At 53.2% G+C, this 15,959-nt stretch carries 26 protein-coding genes and 1 pseudogene; 4 read left to right on the forward strand and 23 right to left on the reverse strand.

The annotated features are described in order from the left end of the window. Positions 1-10 precede the first annotated feature (10 nt). The 5 genes from ACQCLF_RS05040 to ACQCLF_RS05060 all read right to left on the reverse strand — a co-directional run bounded on the left by ACQCLF_RS05040 (position 11) and on the right by ACQCLF_RS05060 (position 4,830). The gene (locus ACQCLF_RS05040; RefSeq protein ID WP_426985190.1) at positions 11-1,045 is read right to left on the reverse strand and encodes a Kelch repeat-containing protein; all 1,035 of its coding nucleotides are present in this window, start codon (positions 1,043-1,045) and stop codon (positions 11-13) included. A 25-nt stretch (positions 1,046-1,070) separates the two neighbouring features. After that, a complete protein-coding gene (locus ACQCLF_RS05045) occupies positions 1,071-1,619 on the reverse strand; it encodes a YdeI/OmpD-associated family protein (protein WP_426985191.1) in 549 nt (182 codons plus the stop codon). 88 nt (positions 1,620-1,707) lie between these two features. Beyond that, entirely contained in the window at positions 1,708-2,127 is a 420-nt protein-coding gene (locus tag ACQCLF_RS05050) for a MarR family winged helix-turn-helix transcriptional regulator (protein WP_426985192.1), read from the reverse strand. Between the two features lie 86 nt (positions 2,128-2,213). Beyond that, a complete protein-coding gene (locus tag ACQCLF_RS05055) occupies positions 2,214-3,293 on the reverse strand; it encodes an HlyD family secretion protein (protein WP_426985193.1) in 1,080 nt (359 codons plus the stop codon). Positions 3,294-3,297: 4 nt separating this feature from the next. Then, a complete protein-coding gene (locus ACQCLF_RS05060; protein WP_426985194.1) occupies positions 3,298-4,830 on the reverse strand; it encodes an MFS transporter in 1,533 nt (510 codons plus the stop codon). A gap of 216 nt (positions 4,831-5,046) precedes the next feature. On the opposite strand from ACQCLF_RS05060, the gene ACQCLF_RS05065 reads away from it, so the two are divergent. Then, entirely contained in the window at positions 5,047-5,667 is a 621-nt protein-coding gene (locus ACQCLF_RS05065) for a TetR/AcrR family transcriptional regulator (RefSeq protein ID WP_426985195.1), read from the forward strand. Between the two features lie 9 nt (positions 5,668-5,676). Here ACQCLF_RS05065 and ACQCLF_RS05070 read toward each other — a convergent pair whose 3' ends face one another. Beyond that, positions 5,677-6,069 (reverse strand): hypothetical protein, encoded by a 393-nt coding sequence (locus ACQCLF_RS05070; RefSeq protein ID WP_426985196.1) that lies wholly within the window; start codon positions 6,067-6,069, stop codon positions 5,677-5,679. Between the two features lie 68 nt (positions 6,070-6,137). Beyond that, positions 6,138-6,524: a tautomerase family protein gene (locus ACQCLF_RS05075; RefSeq protein WP_426985197.1), complete on the reverse strand. Its 387-nt coding sequence runs from the start codon at positions 6,522-6,524 to the stop codon at positions 6,138-6,140. A 93-nt stretch (positions 6,525-6,617) separates the two neighbouring features. Between ACQCLF_RS05075 and ACQCLF_RS05080 the strand changes: the two genes are divergently transcribed. Beyond that, positions 6,618-6,755, forward strand: coding sequence for a hypothetical protein (locus tag ACQCLF_RS05080; RefSeq protein WP_426985198.1), 138 nt, complete (start codon positions 6,618-6,620; stop codon positions 6,753-6,755). Between the two features lie 93 nt (positions 6,756-6,848). On the opposite strand, the gene ACQCLF_RS05085 is transcribed toward ACQCLF_RS05080, so the two are convergent. From ACQCLF_RS05085 to ACQCLF_RS05120, 8 genes are all read right to left on the reverse strand, one after another. Next, positions 6,849-7,247, reverse strand: coding sequence for a hypothetical protein (locus ACQCLF_RS05085; RefSeq protein ID WP_426985199.1), 399 nt, complete (start codon positions 7,245-7,247; stop codon positions 6,849-6,851). A 63-nt stretch (positions 7,248-7,310) separates the two neighbouring features. Continuing rightward, positions 7,311-8,003 (reverse strand): N-acetyltransferase family protein, encoded by a 693-nt coding sequence (locus ACQCLF_RS05090; protein ID WP_426985200.1) that lies wholly within the window; start codon positions 8,001-8,003, stop codon positions 7,311-7,313. Further along, a complete protein-coding gene (locus ACQCLF_RS05095) occupies positions 7,990-8,250 on the reverse strand; it encodes a BrnA antitoxin family protein (RefSeq protein ID WP_426985236.1) in 261 nt (86 codons plus the stop codon). The genes ACQCLF_RS05090 and ACQCLF_RS05095 overlap by 14 nt, the downstream gene beginning before the upstream one ends. Continuing rightward, positions 8,189-8,485: a BrnT family toxin gene (locus ACQCLF_RS05100; RefSeq protein ID WP_426985201.1), complete on the reverse strand. Its 297-nt coding sequence runs from the start codon at positions 8,483-8,485 to the stop codon at positions 8,189-8,191. Before ACQCLF_RS05100 ends, ACQCLF_RS05095 begins: the two co-directional genes overlap by 62 nt. A gap of 188 nt (positions 8,486-8,673) precedes the next feature. After that, positions 8,674-8,988 (reverse strand): HigA family addiction module antitoxin, encoded by a 315-nt coding sequence (locus ACQCLF_RS05105; RefSeq protein WP_426985202.1) that lies wholly within the window; start codon positions 8,986-8,988, stop codon positions 8,674-8,676. Between the two features lie 15 nt (positions 8,989-9,003). Next, the gene (locus ACQCLF_RS05110; RefSeq protein WP_426985203.1) at positions 9,004-9,285 is read right to left on the reverse strand and encodes a type II toxin-antitoxin system RelE/ParE family toxin; all 282 of its coding nucleotides are present in this window, start codon (positions 9,283-9,285) and stop codon (positions 9,004-9,006) included. Between the two features lie 154 nt (positions 9,286-9,439). Next, on the reverse strand, positions 9,440-9,703 hold the full coding sequence (locus tag ACQCLF_RS05115; RefSeq protein ID WP_426985204.1) for a Txe/YoeB family addiction module toxin: 264 nt from the start codon (positions 9,701-9,703) through the stop codon (positions 9,440-9,442). Beyond that, a complete protein-coding gene (locus ACQCLF_RS05120) occupies positions 9,700-9,942 on the reverse strand; it encodes a type II toxin-antitoxin system Phd/YefM family antitoxin (RefSeq protein ID WP_426985205.1) in 243 nt (80 codons plus the stop codon). The genes ACQCLF_RS05115 and ACQCLF_RS05120 overlap by 4 nt, the downstream gene beginning before the upstream one ends. A gap of 205 nt (positions 9,943-10,147) precedes the next feature. Here ACQCLF_RS05120 and ACQCLF_RS05125 point away from each other — a divergent pair, with 205 nt between their 5' ends. Both ACQCLF_RS05125 and ACQCLF_RS05130 read left to right on the forward strand, forming a co-directional pair. Continuing rightward, positions 10,148-10,420 carry a type II toxin-antitoxin system Phd/YefM family antitoxin gene (locus ACQCLF_RS05125; protein ID WP_426985206.1) on the forward strand — a complete coding sequence of 91 codons (273 nt, stop codon included), beginning with the start codon at positions 10,148-10,150 and terminating at the stop codon, positions 10,418-10,420. Continuing rightward, complete coding sequence (locus tag ACQCLF_RS05130) at positions 10,401-10,673, forward strand: Txe/YoeB family addiction module toxin (protein WP_426985207.1); 273 nt, start codon at positions 10,401-10,403, stop codon at positions 10,671-10,673. Before ACQCLF_RS05125 ends, ACQCLF_RS05130 begins: the two co-directional genes overlap by 20 nt. 66 nt (positions 10,674-10,739) lie before the next feature. Here ACQCLF_RS05130 and ACQCLF_RS05135 read toward each other — a convergent pair whose 3' ends face one another. The 8 genes and pseudogenes from ACQCLF_RS05135 to ACQCLF_RS05170 form a co-directional block, all read right to left on the reverse strand. Beyond that, complete coding sequence (locus ACQCLF_RS05135) at positions 10,740-11,033, reverse strand: HigA family addiction module antitoxin (RefSeq protein ID WP_426985208.1); 294 nt, start codon at positions 11,031-11,033, stop codon at positions 10,740-10,742. Next, a complete protein-coding gene (locus ACQCLF_RS05140) occupies positions 11,033-11,311 on the reverse strand; it encodes a type II toxin-antitoxin system RelE/ParE family toxin (RefSeq protein WP_426985209.1) in 279 nt (92 codons plus the stop codon). Before ACQCLF_RS05140 ends, ACQCLF_RS05135 begins: the two co-directional genes overlap by 1 nt. 112 nt (positions 11,312-11,423) lie before the next feature. Then, on the reverse strand, positions 11,424-11,729 hold the full coding sequence (locus ACQCLF_RS05145; protein WP_426985210.1) for a helix-turn-helix domain-containing protein: 306 nt from the start codon (positions 11,727-11,729) through the stop codon (positions 11,424-11,426). Positions 11,730-12,146: 417 nt separating this feature from the next. Next, positions 12,147-12,449, reverse strand: a complete 303-nt coding sequence (locus ACQCLF_RS05150; RefSeq protein ID WP_143925500.1) for an antibiotic biosynthesis monooxygenase — start codon at positions 12,447-12,449, stop codon at positions 12,147-12,149. Positions 12,450-12,592: 143 nt separating this feature from the next. Then, positions 12,593-13,236, reverse strand: a pseudogene (locus tag ACQCLF_RS05155) (DUF5701 family protein). Between the two features lie 607 nt (positions 13,237-13,843). Beyond that, complete coding sequence (locus tag ACQCLF_RS05160; RefSeq protein ID WP_426985211.1) at positions 13,844-14,239, reverse strand: hypothetical protein; 396 nt, start codon at positions 14,237-14,239, stop codon at positions 13,844-13,846. Between the two features lie 85 nt (positions 14,240-14,324). Further along, on the reverse strand, positions 14,325-14,900 hold the full coding sequence (locus ACQCLF_RS05165) for a potassium channel family protein (protein WP_426985212.1): 576 nt from the start codon (positions 14,898-14,900) through the stop codon (positions 14,325-14,327). Between the two features lie 165 nt (positions 14,901-15,065). After that, on the reverse strand, positions 15,066-15,959 hold an 894-nt coding region (locus tag ACQCLF_RS05170), incomplete at its 5' end, for a transposase (protein ID WP_426985213.1).

Below are 15,959 nucleotides of genomic sequence, written 5' to 3' on the forward strand. Positions count from 1 at the left end.
TTTAGGACCGTTATTGCTTCATCCCCATCACCCAGTGATCGTTCAACTCGGGCCCGCCACCACGATGTTCACTGCCTGCGGCAATATGCAGTTTGCCGTTGAACACGGTGGCCTGGGTACCGTGACGCCCCACTGGCAAGAACGGCCAGCGGTGCCACTGTTTCGTCGCGGGATCATACGCTTCCACTTCACGATGCGCTTCAACCTGGCGGGTACTCTCACCCCCGAGCACCACCAACATCCCGTTAAACGCCACAGCCGCCGTTCCGGCCCGCTGCGTCGGTAACGGCGCATCCAGTGTCTGCCAGCGTTGGGAGGCGATGTCATAAACATCCACAGGTCCCACCGTCAGCGACATGACTTCACCCGTATCGTGGGAGGAGGTTCGCCCACCGGCGGCGTAAATTTTCCCGTCAATCACCGCCGCCTGAAAATGATCCCTCGCGTGGGGCGCATCGGGCAGTTCCGTCCAGCGTCCGGTTTGCGGATCAAAGACATCCAGCCAGGGCACAAAACCACTCATATGGCCTCGCGTATTCCCGCCGACCAGGTAAATCAGACCTTCATGCACGACCACGCCGCTGGTGCCGCGACGTCGATGCTCTGGAATTTCAGGTCCTTCCGTCCAGGCGTCAGCGGCAGGATCGTAAATCAGAATATGGGCCAGCGGAGGCTCTTCCGGAAAACCACCTGTCAACGCGCCGAGCACATACAACTTGTCGTCGTAGGCAACCGCTTGCATATGATGCACTTCAAACGGTGGCTGAGCTCCCTGGCTCCAGTTCCCGGTGGCCGGATCGTAAACATCCAGCGGCCGCTCACCCCGACCACCGATTAAATACAGGCGCTCGCCCACGGCCACAAAGGCATTTTCGTGACGCTCACTCGGCCGCGTATCGGCTTTGATTTGGTGCCACGGCGCGGGAGCAACGGCGCCATGTTTTTTCTGGGGACTGCTGGTTTGAGCGCTGCAACCCGCCAGTAAAACGAGCACGACGCAAGAAAGAAGGTGACTTATTCGGCGATTATAAACACAACGAAACATACCCATAAAATACCTTTGGCATTATTCACTCATTAGCGGTGCCTACCGCCTTGGGAGCGCTGAAAGCTTTACTATAGTAACCCGAAGGGTCAAAGCAACAGACCCTTCGCTTACCCGAGGCGAGCATGTCACACGCGTCGTGAATACGCTTTGTTCGCGTTTTTGCCTGCTTGGCCGAAACAACCCAATGAATCCAGTCAACACGGGCCACCGTGGTTGTGTCTTCCCAGGTTACCCGGGCATCCGGTGATGCCTCCAATGCGGCGAGCAGGTCTGCCGGAACATCCGGCTCAGGTTCCTGCGTCGCCGGCGCAATCTCAAACTGAACCCTGTCGCCGACAGCGGCCCCCGACGCTTTTAACAACGCGTCGTTAATGCGCAGCCAGTGGCTTTTCTGGCCATCCGGCTCCAATAACGCCTGAAAAGCCTCGCCGTTCATCGTGCCAACAACGGTGGTTCGACCGCGCCGTGGCAGCGTCGCGCTAGCCTCTTTGGGCAAAACCACAAAGGCCCAGGCATTATCGCCATCCGACTGCTCAGGTCGGAGTATTGATGCTTGAAAGGCATAGGTCATCGCTGAATTATCCACTTCTTACCCTCTCAGATACATAGCCAGCGTCTACCTAAAGGTTCGCACTGCCCGGTTTCTGGGATGGTAATGATCAGAGTAATAACTCTACAGCTTTTAGCAGATTCTTTTGGTCTTTGTCACCTATTGACTCGGTGAGTGACTGTGCCACCTGGTCAAACGAAATATTGGCATCCTTGAAAATATTTTCTCCCGCGTCAGTTAATGTAACAAGGCTGATTCTGGCGTCCCGCTCAACCTTCTCTTTGCTGATAAGCCCGACTTTTTGCATGGGGTTTAACAACCGGGTGACGCCTGATGGGCTGAGCCCTACCAGCTGTGCCAGATCGACCCGTCGCAATTTCCTGCCAGGAGCGTGATACAACCTGCGCAGAACCAGGTACTCGGTGACACTAATGCCGTGGCATGATAGTGGCCCAGCAAGCCGCTTCTGAATCCGAGTATTCAGCGTAAGGAGCTTAATCAGCAACTCCCCCTGGGAAGATAGGGACATAGCGAGCTTCTCTTGAGTGATGGTTGAGAGCTCAAATTTATAGATATATGATTGAGTAGTCAACCATATCGCAACATATCTACCCTCTACTCTACCTCTGCATGGTTAGTTACAACGTCGTAAGCCCCTGAACCGCTGCGCGTATTGATCTCCGGCACCACCGACATGCCCACTTTCAGCCGATCCACACCGGGCTGATTGGGATCTACGGCGATGCGCACGGGCAGGCGCTGGACGATCTTGGTGAAGTTGCCTGTGGCGTTATGCGGCGGAATGGGTGAAAAGCTCACGCCACTGGCAGGGCCGAGGCTGGCGACTCTGCCGCTTAGCGTAACGCCGGGCAATGCGTCCACGGTGAAGCGCACCGACTGGCCGGTCTGCATGTGCGCAATCTGGGTTTCACGAAAGTGGGCGGTGATGTAGAGATCATCCAGCGGTACAAGGGTAAGCAACGTTTCGCCAACGTTGACGTAGGCGCCGGGGCGAATCACTTTCTGCGCCACTGTGCCATCCACCGGTGCCTCGATATGAGTGTAGGAGAGCGACAGCCTCGCCGCCTCCAGCTTTGCCCGGGCGGTCTTCTCGGCGGCCCGGGCTTTTTCGATGTCCGCACGCAGCACGGCCCGCTCCTGCTCGGCGGCCTTGTACGCGGCACGATCTCCCATCTGATCGGCCTGCCTGGCGGACAGTTCAGCGTCCGCCCGTTGCTGGGCCTGGAGAGTACCCGCGCCGGTATCCACCAGGTTGTGGTAGCGCGCTTGTTCCTGCCGGGCAAGATTCACGGCGGCGCGATCGGCGGCCAGCCTGGCCCGCGCCTGCTCGATCGTGCTTTCCTGACGCTCCAGCCGTGCTTGCAGCCCGGTTACTTCGGCGGTGGCCTGGGCGAGCGCGGCGCGCGCCTCCTCCACCTGAATACGTGCATCGCGATCGTCGATGTCCACCAGCGGATCACCGGCGCGCACGGTTTGGTTTTCCTCCACCAGCACCCGGGCGGCACGACCGGCGATCTGGGATGACACCCGGGTCAGGTCCGCCTGCACATAGGCGTCCGCCGTGGACTGCACGTCGGCAGCACTTTCGGGACGGTTGAGCCAATGAAAGCCGATTGCCGCAAGAAGCAGGACGACCAGCACAGCAAGAATGCGAAACCATCGGGAAGAAGCCATGAGATTATTCCGTTGAACGTGAGGGAAGCCGTGGCGGTGCCACGCGGTTAAAACAAAGCGCCAGGGGAATCAGCACCAACGCGAGTACCCCGAGCACACGGTACGCATCGGCCGTCGCCAGCGTGGTGGCCTGGGTGGCGACCGTGTCGGACAGCGCCACTACCTGGTCATCGCGCAGCCCGAGCGCACCCGCAGCGCGGCCCAGATTGTCCAGCAACATTTCGCTGTGAAAACGGCCGCGCTCCAGCATCATCTGGGTGATCAGAGCGCTGCCCATTGCCGCGCCAAAAGCACGCAGCATATTGATCATGCCGGAGATAAAAGGCCCTTCGGCGGGCTGCACCACGCTGGTCGACAGAAACAGCAAGGAAACCACGGCCATCGGCTGTCCGAGCGCCTGCAATGCCTGCACCGTGACAAATTGCCGCCACATCCACTCCCCTGTCACCTGGGCACCGAGCCAGCAGGACAGCGCCAGCAGCGCAAGCCCCATGGCCAGCACCTTCCGGGCGTCCACCCAGGGCCGGTAAAGCATCAAGGCCACCAACGAGCCGAGTACCAGTTGTGGCAGCCCGATAATCAGGCTGAGCACCCCGGATTGCAGGGGCCGGTAACCCTGGACTTCGGCAAGAAAGTGGATCGGCAGCAAAGCACCGGACAGGAACAGAACCAGCAGCCCGATAAACAGCGTAAAACCCAGCGCCAAATTGCGGCGAGCCAGTAATTGCAGCCGCATGAAGGGGCTGGGGTGATGCCATTCACTGACCAAGCCAATAGCGGTGGCGATCAGACCGCCCACCATTGCGCCGGTAATCAGCGGCGAGTGAAACCAGTTCAACCGTACCCCTTGGCTCATTCCTACCGCGAGCAGCGCCAGGCCCATCACCAACAGAACGTGCCCGACCCAGTTCCCCTGTCCAAAGCGCTCGTGGCGCGGCGGGTCCTGAGGCAGCCCCCAGGCGCAAAGCACCAGACTGAGCAAGCCCAGCGGTACGATTTGCCAGTAGAGCCAACGCCAGTCGAACAGCTGATCGGTCCAGACACCGGCCAGCCACACCGCCAGATTCGGTGCCAGGGTGGCAGTCATGGCGTAGAGCGCCAGGCCGTGCAGACGAATTTTAAAGGGCAGAAAGCGCAGCGCCGCCATCATCAAGGTAGGTATCAACCCTCCGACGACAATACCCTGTAGGCTTCGTAAGGCCAGCATGGTCGGCAGCGATTGGGCAAACGGCAGCAGCAGCGCGAGCACGGTGGCGGCGCTGATCAACGCCATCTGGTAGCGCCGCAACGAAAACGTAATGGCGAACCAGGCCGCGAAAGGCTGCACCGCGACCTCGCCCACCAGATAGACCGTATCCAGCCAGGATGCTGGGTCCACCCCGAAGCCATGGGCGCCACGAATATCCATCAGTGCCAACGAGGCCACTCGACTGTTCAGGCCGGCCATAATCGCCGCGATAAACACGCCAGTGAGCCCCAGCGCAAGCCGGAGGCCGAAAACGGGTTGGGGCGGCGCGGCGGTCGGGGCGCTGGTCATGCTCGTAACTCCGGCGCAAAAAGGAACGGAAGGCGGGACAAATCGAACTGTACCTATCGGTTCGATATAATAGGGAATCGTTTGAATAAGCGCAAGGGATGGCAGGAGTGGAATCAGGAAGAGCGGTCAGGACAAGAGGTAAAAGAGAGGCATCCGACGATGACCTGCAGCGAGACATTCGGTACACTTTCGGCTATCGTTTTGCTGGAGACTGCCATGAGCCCCGCCGCGCCATCCAATCAAAAAGCCCAGACCATTTTGCAGGCGGCCCGGACCGTGTTCCTGAAACACGGCTTCAGCGCCGCGACCACCGACATGATTCAGCAGCAGGCGGGCGTTTCCAAATCCACCGTATACGCCCATTACCCGACCAAGGAAAAGCTGTTCATCGCGGTGGTGGAAGCGGAGTGCGAGTCTTTTCTGGCCGGTATGCAACGCATTGAATTTCATCCCCAGAATGTGGAAGCGCTGTTGCAACAGGTGGCAGAAACCTATCTGGACATCGTGTTGTCGCCCATCGCACTGGCGCAGTACCGGGTGTTGGTGGCCGAGGCGACGAAGTTTCCGGAGCTGGCGCACCGTTTCTATCAGGCCGGTCCGCTTGCCATGATCCGCCACGCCACCGAACTGATGTCCAAGGCCGCCGAGGCGGGCGAACTGGATTTTGGCGGTTTGTCGGCGGAAACCGCCGCCACCGCCTTTGCAAACCTGGTGCGCTCCGAGCTGCAACAACACTACCTGCTGCATCCCGAAGCCCGGCCCAGCCGTGCACAGGTGGAGCAATGGGCGGAAACCTGTGTTGTTATTTTTCTGCGCGCCTTTGCGGCAAATGGCTAAACTTCCCTATTAGGATAAGAATTTGAACCCGCCACTATGAGCAGTAAACGTTAATGCCAGAACCATCAAAAGGCACAAGCCCGCTGCTCCAAGCGCCTTGATACCCAGGGACTGAAGCCTGGCAGATGAGTGATCAAAGAGCGCAAAACCGGTTGCGCCAAAAGCACAAACCATGGCAAAGCCTATTTTGATGACGGCGCCCAACACAATATCATCCTCAGAAAATTTAAGATCGGGAATCCCTTTGCCATACACAGTAATGGTTCCCAGCATCATCCATTCCATCACTGTGGTGTAGATAATGTATACACAGGCCAACAAGCCAACAGTGACTGAAAGTATTGTTTTCATTGCAGTGATGTCACCATGCGGACAGCAACTCAGGCGAGGCAAATGCTTCATAAATTTCTTCTGGAGAGAAGGGCAGCGTCCTGGAAGTGCGTAGCGTTCTGTCGTAGCCCTGGGCTTGGCTACACATTGACTTTATATTTGAGGTCATTGGCTTCGTCACCTGTCATCCCTCGAAATCCCCACTGGTAGGGCTGTTGCTCTTTGATCGTAATTTCGATGTCAACTGGCGCCAGGGAGACCTGAGCTTCGAGCTCTCGGAACAGTGACTTGATAAGAGACTTTTGCGTTTCCGGCTTTCGGCCGGACATCATATTGATCTCAATGACGGTATAGGCATCGCTTCTTCCACCGGGGTAATAGAAATCCTCTCGCTCCAGAGCGACAAACCTATGCGCACGCTTATCTTCCGGCATCCCCAGAACAGACTGCATGCAGCCATGAATGACGTCCGATAACTTGGCTTTTATGGGGTTTAAGTGATCCTTGATACCATAAACGACAATCATGCTATCTCCTTAGTACTTGCATCGAATTTAATGGCTTAATTACGAATACCCATACCCAAGGCGCTGGATATACCCCCAAGGAAGAGGAAATCAATGAGATCACTCGTCTTTGAAGGCATTACCTGGGCTACTTATGAGCAGCTTCGCCAAAAGGACCGTGTGATTTACCAGTTTAACGATCGCTATGTCTATATCTTTGCCATTGGGGGTCATTACGATCAAAAGCCATAACGCCGTTGTTCAGCCGTATTCTTGTAACGCAGCGAAAAGAGCATTCGGTGGAGGACCGCCAGGCCCGGAACGAACTGGAACACTTGGTTAGATTTATTGGACCCTACCGCGTGAAACATGGGCCGCGAAACCTTCCCTTGCTTCCTGTGTGATGTCGGATAGATCTTTGGCTGGGACTCGCTCAACTTCAATCCCCATGACCTTGGCAACCTTGATCAATTCGGCAGCTTCATCCTCGAACGCTACGAACAGTTTTCGCGGTCTTGATCCAGCTTGACCCTCAGCGTCGGCCAGTAATTTTCGTGATAGGAATTCCGGCAAACCAGGCAGGGTTACCTGAACAAGCTCCATGCCAAAAATCATCCCCGTTGCCACCTCCATGATAGCCATAGCGTTGAAATCGCCATCGGCCTCAGTCAAAACCGGTGCTTCGTTTAATCGGAAAAGCAGCCAGGCTTCATTGTGGGCAAATTCAGACGGTTCAATTGGCAAGGTACTCTCCTAATTTTTCGAATCTAACGCAGCGAAGAAAAATATGTCTGCTGCCTTGGTTTGTTAGAGCACTTTGATATAGTGCAGCTCATGCAACGTATTGCCTGTAAGTTGGGACGAAGACCTTTCTTGGCCCGACTCGGTAAAGCCTAACTTTTTATACGCTTCCTGGGCTGGAGTATTGCCCTTAATACACCATAATTCGATACTTTCGAATCCAGCGTCCAAAGCATAAGTGATTGCTCGCTCCACAAGCCTGGAACCGATACCCATCCTCCAGTACTCAGGGAGAACATTCAAAGCCCACAACTCTATGGTTTTTCCAGCCGCCTCATAGCGTGGCTTACCAACTATGGAAAAAGCTACAACCTGTCTAAGATCTTCCGCTACAGAGAGAGTGAAATCAGAGCTTTGATTAGAAAGACGCTCTTTCAGCTCTGCCAAATTATTAGCGGGATCTAATGCTTTGAGAAACTCCTTCGGCATAAAATGCTGATACGCAGCTCTCCATGCAGCCACTCTAACCTTTCCAATCGCTTCAGCGTCTCTTGGTTCAGCTTTTCTCAACATGCGATTTGCTCTAATGCCACGATCCAGCGAAGCTTCCTGATACCTCCTTTGCCCTGCAGAATATCCCCGGATTGCAGGTGGAGCGCCCAGTAACTGATAACGACCGGCTCTGCGGCAGGCAAAAGTGGAGGCCGCTTTTTGGCCTGTCCGACAGAAGCCGTTTGTTAACAGCTCACTGCCACTCAATTTTCAGATCCTTGTGTGACTGAGCGCAATCACGTAGGTAGAGGTTGATAAGGCTCTGATACGGAAGGTCTTTTTTCTCGGCAAGGTTCTTGAAGTACGCGACGGTATCTTCATCCAGCCGGATCGTAACCTGCTTCTTGAGCTTCTTTGCGTATGGATTCTTAACGGACTCGGAGAAGTCATAGTTATCGCGCATGTCTGTACCCTTCATAAGTTTTTCGTTCTCGCCTATTCGCCTTACGGGCAGAGATAATTCGGATCACCTCACCATCTCTAACGCAGTGGCACACCACCAACAAGCGAGAATGGATGCTCGTGCCGAGGAGAATGAACCGGTCCTCGCCTTCAGAATGATCTGGGTCAGCTATAAGACGTGCGAACTCATCTGTAAAGGCAGTTTTGGCCTCCTTGAACGCGACGTCATGTTTCTTGCGATTAGCGGCATCCTTACGAGGATCCCAGTCAAAGGAATAATGGATCATACGTACATTGTAGTTACATTATAATTATTGTCAAGGCTCCGGGCTAGACACTGGTGTTCCCCACAAAAAGTAGACACCTTACTTAAAAAGGCCTTATTTTTGGAGTTTTTCTACGGCCTCAACGTCCGCCATAAACGGCGCGAGGAACGAGCGTCCGGCGACCGCAGGGAGCATATTTGATGGCTTGGTTACGCTGCATCTAGTGGCTTAATTCTGGCAACATCATCTTTGGCTGACTGAGATGCCTCCCACAAATCGACCGCTCTCTGCGCATTCAGCCAAAACTCAGGGGAGTTGCCAAACAGGCGACCCAGCCGCAACGCCATCTCTGGGCTGACCGAGCGGCGTTCTCGCAGCAATTCATTCACTGACTGGCGAGAGACTCCAACCAATTCAGCAAGCCTCGCGACACTCAGACCGTAATCCGGGATAAAGTCTTCCCTAAGCATTTCGCCAGGATGAGTTGGTTTACGCTGAATGCCGGTAGTATTGGAAATCGCCATAGTTGTTACCTCACCTCAATGGTAGTCGCAGACTTCAACGTCGTATGCGTCACCATCCTCAAAACAAAAGCAGATACGCCACTGCGTATTGATCGAAATAGCGTGCTGTCCCTGCCTGTCGCCCGAAAGCACATGGAGCCTATTGCCAGGAGGCACCTTCAGATCATCCAAACTCTCCGCCAAATGCACATATTCGAGCTTCCGGGCGGCTCTTTGAGCCACGCCTGGCGGGAACTTTTTGGTTTTCCCTTTAGAGTAAAGCTCTTGGGTGCGCTTATCGGCGAAAGTCTTAATCATTGCCTAAATGTATCTTGTCACGTGACACATGTCAAGAGGGTTGGCCGATACCTGCGTAACGCCTCAAACACCGGCTTGGTGAAGCTGGCGACTTTTTTGTAACAAAAAAAGCGACAGCTTTCCCAAGTCCGAGTGCTTTGATTTGTTATAGCTTTTACTCATAGTGAGTCCATAGCCGTAGAATTTTGACCACTTTGTCTTCTTCTAGTACTTGGTACACCAATCGATGTTGGATATTTATTCTTCGGGAGTATGCTCCCGCCAAGTCACCCATTAGCTTTTCATAGGGCGGCGGCTTCTGGTAGGGGTTTTGCTCGATGACTTGCAACAATTCTTGAGCCTTACTCTTAAGCCCTGATGAAGCGAGTTTTCGAGCATCTTTTTGAGCTTGCTTGGTATAGTAAAGCTTCCAAGTCACCAATCAAGCTCCTGATCGCATTCGTCGAGCCCGCTGGCCATACCTTCACGTATGGACTCACGCATACCGGGCACAGCCAGCAAGTTGAGCGTTTCGCTTATGGCGTTCCAATCCTCTTCCGCCAGAAGGACTGCATTCCCCCTTTTCCCTGTAATAACAATAGGTTGATGGCTGGTAGACGCCTCGTCAATCAAGGCATAGAGCTTGGTACGGGCTTCTGTAGCGTTAAGTGTAGTCATAGGTCACCTCCGATGCACAAAGCGTACGTCTATACGTACGCCCTGTCAACTGGTAGGCTATAACGCCCTCAATATGTGGCAGCCCTGGAGGAGCGCCAGCGACGGAGGGGCTGTCCGGCCACAGCTTGCTGTGGCGAACATTATTGATTTGTTATGGCTTGCCCGCTAAAATGTACGGTGTTTCCGTACGTACGAGGTAAGCCATATGGACTCTGTTAGTGTAAACCGGTTCAGAGACAACCTAAAAGCCTTTGTAGAACAAGCAGTTAGCAATCATACCCCGCTGAAAGTGACTCGGCGCTCAGGCGAGGCGTTCGTGGTGATGAGCGCCGACGACTGGGAGCGGGAGCAAGAAACTCTGTATGTGCTTCAGAATAGCAGTCTGATGCGTCAATTGGCAGAGTCTGCCGTTACCCATACTCAGGGCACCGGATATACCCCCAAGGAAGAGGAAATCAATGAGATCACTCGTCTTTGAAGGCAGCACTTGGGCTACTTATGAGCAGCTTCGTGAAAAGGACAAAAAGCTGCATAAAGCTCTCTGCAAGCTGCTGAAAGAAATGCTCCGCGCCGATCCGGCAGCAGGACTTGGGAAGCCCGAGCAACTAAAACATAGCCTTTCAGGTTATTGGTCCCGGCGGATATCCCAAAAGGACCGTGTGATTTACAAGTTTGACGATCAATATGTCTATGTTTTTGCCATCGGCGGCCATTACAATCAAAAGCCGTAACGGCCGCAATAAGCGGCCGAGTGAAACGAGGTCCGGCGACCGCAGGGAGCGTATTTAATGGCTTGGTTATGCGGCGTCGAGTTCAATTTTTTGCACCTTGTCGAGCTTAACGCTTTTGCCTGCAACCCAGAGATCATATATGTCTTGCATCGCCAGCCAGCTTTCAGGCGTCCGGCCCAATGCCTTGGAAAGACGCAGCGCCATCTCCGGGCTAATACCGCTCTGCTGCTTAAGCAGACGGTTTAACGTAGACGGCGACACATCCAGACGCCCTGCCAAATAACGGCAGCTAAGACCAAAAGGCTCCATATAGGTAGCCAGAATGAACTCGCCAGGATGAGGGGGGTTATACATCTTCATCAGTGGTAATCCTCATAATCGAGTACATAGGCATTACCGTCGGAGAATTCAAACGTCAGTCTCCAGTTCCCATTAACGGTAATTGCCCAGATACCCTTTCTATCACCTTTAAGAGGGTGAAGCTTATAGCCAGGAACATCTAAGTCATTGATTTCCTTGGCAGTATCCAATGCTGCCAGTTGCATTCGAAGCCGCTTTTCATGCTTGGCCTGGATGCCCCGAGCGCTACCTGTCTCGTAGAAGCGCCTTAATCCTTTGTGTTTGAATGACTTGATCATGGGATGATCGTATCGCGTTGCGCAACAGTGTCAAGCCGCATAACGTCCAAATATACGGCGCCCGACGCAGGAGGGCGTCCGGCGCGTGAAACGCGCGTATATAATTTGCTTGTTAGCCTGCTTCCTTCATTAAGGACTCTGTAATTACCTCAGGGTGCCTAAAAGCAATTTGGATGAGAGCTTGGGCAGCGCCCGACGGTTTCCGACGGCCTTGCTCCCACTCCTGAAGAGTGCGAGGAGATATGTGTAGGGCCTGCGCGAACTGTGATTGGGAAAGCCCGGTTTTAATGCGAGCCGCCGCCACCTCATTTGGTGAAACCTCCGTGGTTCGTGCCGCTTTGCCCGCTTTCATTTCGTTCACAGACCGCAGCAGCTTCTCGCCTAGCTCTTCCCCGGACATTGTATTTTGCTTAGCCATTTTCAACTACCTCTCGGATGGATTTCAGCAAATGAGCAGGAATATTACCGCGAACACTCTTTGCGTAAATCACCAATAACCACAACTCACCGCTTTCTAGGCGAGTGAAGTAAATAACGCGTACACCGCCACTTTTCCCCGTGCCTTGCCTACGCCAACGTACCTTCCGACAACCACCGCTGCCAGGAATGACGTCTCCGGCCTCGGGGTTTACAGCCAACCAAGCGCAAAATTCGCCCCGGTCTTCCTCAGACCACAGCTCTCGCGCATCTTCCGTAAAGGTGGGGGTTTCTATAACGGTGTACATGAGCCCAATATACGTCAATGACGTATGGTCGTCAAGGGGCGCTAGGTCAGGCTAACGCCCCTGTGCAGCGGCGAGCGTAGCGAGTCGGCTTGAACGAATTGTTAGGCTTGCTAGCCAGGTAGCTTTGCCGCAAGTACATCAACATTTTCGATGGACGGGGGCTCGGAGAACAACTCACCTGCCTTTTCCATCAACGCGGCTGCGACCTTGCCGGAGAGATGGGCCTGCCGACCCGCTTCATCCGGGAAAGCATCAAAGATTCCGAAAGTGCTTGGTCCAAGGCGAATGCCAAACCACGCAGTGGTGGCAGGCTCCTCATTGACGATGGGAAGGCCACTTACAAGGAAACTCTCAACCTCTTTCTCTTTTCCGGGTTTCGCTTCAAGGCGAACGAACAAGGCTACTTTGACCATGGGATGTCTCCTGTTGTTAAGACGAAATCACGATACGCGATATTCTCTTGCAAGTCTAACGCCTTGCTCACCGGTAAATTGCGAGCGCAGCGAGTAATTTATCCGCGTGCAGCAAATTGTTAGGCATCAATTTTTGCCCGAGCTTAAAGACCTTGTACCCTTGACTTGCATGATGCCGTGGCCAACCAAGTATGAATATTACCAAACCAGCACCAACCTAGGCGTGGCGCTCCCTTGCTGATCCAGATGGAGGGCACTCGTTGATCTCCGTCGATACGTGAACCGGGCATTTGGATTGCATTGAATCGTTGCTTGTCAGTCAAAATCTCAGGGATTGCCAATACGCACTGTACTCCCTCATACATCGTCAAAGGCGTTCGGCCCTTGCCATCATATCGACACTATCACTAGGACTGATATTGAGCATTGATTTCCCTGTATCGACATCCCATAGCACATAAATGTCAGCTTCAGGGACAGCATGCGAGTGAATATCCAGAAAATCCTCAGGATTCTTTGGCGTCATTTCAATATAACCTTCGCGACCCTTATGATGTAGCTGAGACAATAGTTTATTGTAGGGAGCAACCTGCATTTTGAAAACGATAACTACAGGGATATTCCCTTCTCTCGCATCTTGAGCAGCATCCAGTTCGATAATTTTTGACCGCAGCTCAGCGGTCTGTTGCTGCAACTTGGAAAGATCATATCTAAATACATTTTCTCTTACCCGCTCAAACAACACATCTACTTGTCTATCAAATTCTGTGACTGGATCACTCAACATTGAAGCTCCTTCATCTTGCGTCGAATCTTAATGTTCTGGCACTGGACTATTTTTGCTGCCTAACGCTCGCCATAAACGGCGCGAGGAACGAGCGTCCGGCGCCGTAGGCGCGAACTGCTGCAACTTGTTATGCATTTACAACCCCTTGGATGAACAAGTACGCACCAACTGTATAAGCTAATATTTGTAGCCAAAAACAGCCCCACGTAACCGGGCCGCTCCATTTTGCCATGAAAGTATTGAAATCACCTCCGTCCTTGATCTTCTTCGCGGTATAGCGGTAATCAAGGAGCCGCGACACAGTTGCAGCACAGCCGAGCGCCGCCGAAACCGACCACAAAATAATTACACAATCTAGAGGCACCGCCTGATCGGCACCTCCCCCCCAGCTTTAGGTTGATGGCATAAGCTAATGACGCAACCGCAAACCCAAGGAACAAGTTGATCGAGAATGACAACTGTGTGATGCGGTAATTCTGCCACCGAATGTAACGCTCTTTCTGATCCGGGTTCATAGGCTCCCTATGCATAACGCCAATATTAAGCGGCGCCCGACTAGGGCGTCCGGTGGACGGCCGCCAGGCCGGGAACGAACTTGAATGAATGGTTAGTTGCTGATGACAATGGAAGCAGCCCGAACCAGTTGCACCAAGCCGTATACAAACGTTGCGAACCCACCAATACCCCAAAGCCAACCGAGCCCATTGAGTAGTGGGTTGTTCTTATCAGCTACTTCAGTTTTCACATGCAGCAGAAAAGCCTGACCAATCATATGGATCTTCAGCGTCACGAACAGAATGATTGCAGCCAGCAGACAATACCAACCCGTCGTAGCAATGCTGGAGGCAGCTTCCGGCACGACGCCAGATTTCTTAGCGGAAACCATGACACTGATTGAAACTGACAGGGCACCACCGGCTATCAAAAACACTGCGTTCGCGAGGGAGTCAGCCCTGGCGCGAATTCGCTCCCATTCTTCGTGATTCTGCTCCAATGAATCCATTAACTCTCCAAACAACTAACGCTCGCCATAAACGGCGCGAGGAACGAGCGTCCGGCGACCGCAGGGAGCGAATTTCATGGTTTTGTTAGCCTTTTCTGACCCTGACGTGTAGATGTATGTACTTGCTTCTACCAATATCACCTTCCACATCAACAAGAATGTCAACTATCTTCGGATGGTCCCGGTGGCGAACTTCACCCACCTCTTCACCCAGCGAGACGAGTCCGTTTACGGCCTCAAGAAAGCGACCTACTTTCTCTTCATTTGAACCTTCATCTTCGACGTTCTTATTTCCAGGCACTGCAACATCTTTCAACTCTGCTGTGCCGTCGAACGAAGATGGCTGAAGCGCCATCGTAATCGACGCTACGAATAAACCAAAAAGCATCAAGCCAACAACGGAGTTCACCCCTGCCAATACCTTACCTTCTTGCGTTAAAGGGGTGATGTCACCGAATCCAACAGTCGTCATATTGATCAAGGTGAAATAACACGATTGCCAATACCCCCAATCCTCCCATATACGGATTACAGCAGAACTGGCAAGTGTATAAAGCACCCAAACAGCAGCGATGGCGATAATCCAACGCATGTTGCTGCGAAGGTCTCGGAGAGCGCTTCTCACTGGCGCTATTTTTAATTCCATTACGGGTTGTGGCATCAATGATCCTATTTGGCTAACGAGGCTGTAGAAAAACGATTTCCGGAAATCGCTCCATCCTAGCCCCTTATCAATTTATGTCTGGCTAACATTTAACCAGATCCGCTTAACATAATCACCCATTATGGACAGTTGAGCCCATCCGAGTGTGGATAAGCCTGTGGATCAGGCCACAGCACCATAATTGGCTAACTTCTCGATGTTATGCACCAAACAGTATAGCTGCCATTGACCTTGCACTTTGCGTTTTCCCCGCAAGGAAAATCGATTAAGGCCTTTATTGGTGCCGATATTGCCAAACACTGGCTCGACTACTGACATGCGGTGTCCGTAAATCGCTTTGCCTTGTTTGCTGTCCACGCGACGCTTCATCCAATCCGTTGCATTGGCGTGTATCGAGAAGGTTTTTGAGACTTGCCGACCGTTGCCTGTTCGAGTGTCGGCAGAAGCGGGGTTACGCATGCACTCGTTTTTAAGCGGGCAGCGACGACAGTCTGTGAGCTTTCCTTCAAAATACAGTTGGATGCGGCCAGGCCCTTGGCGATACTCATGTTTTAACCACAGGTCATTGCCGGCTGGGCACTGGCAGCTTTTCTTTCTAAGGTTGAACCGAAATTCCGAAGCAGGGATGATCGGCTTGGTGCCTTTTACGGTGTCCTGATGACGCTTGCCATATTTTTCCTTCTGACGACCGAAGGTTTTATCTCTGGAGCGAAATTGGTTGTCTGGAATGTAGGCATTGATACCTTCGTCTTTTAGGTACGCGTCATTGGCACCGTTGGAAAAACCCGTATCGGCGGTCACAATCACGCCGGACTTCAGTATGCCGGGGTGAATACCGACTTTCCGGTAACGCTTCTCGATACGGGTCAGCACTGGCTTTAACGTATGGTGCTCCTGGCCTTCGCCGAAGGCTTGGGCATCCACAATGATCTGGTGTTTCTTATCGACCGTTGCGACGCCGTTGTATCCCTGGATGGTGCCTTTGCTGGTGGTCATTTTCGCCGACTCGTTGTCGGTGATGTTGCTTTTAACCTCTTTGGGTCGCTTACCTTGCCC

The organism is Marinimicrobium sp. ARAG 43.8 (assembly GCF_050113635.1).
Lineage (GTDB): Bacteria > Pseudomonadota > Gammaproteobacteria > Pseudomonadales > Cellvibrionaceae > Marinimicrobium.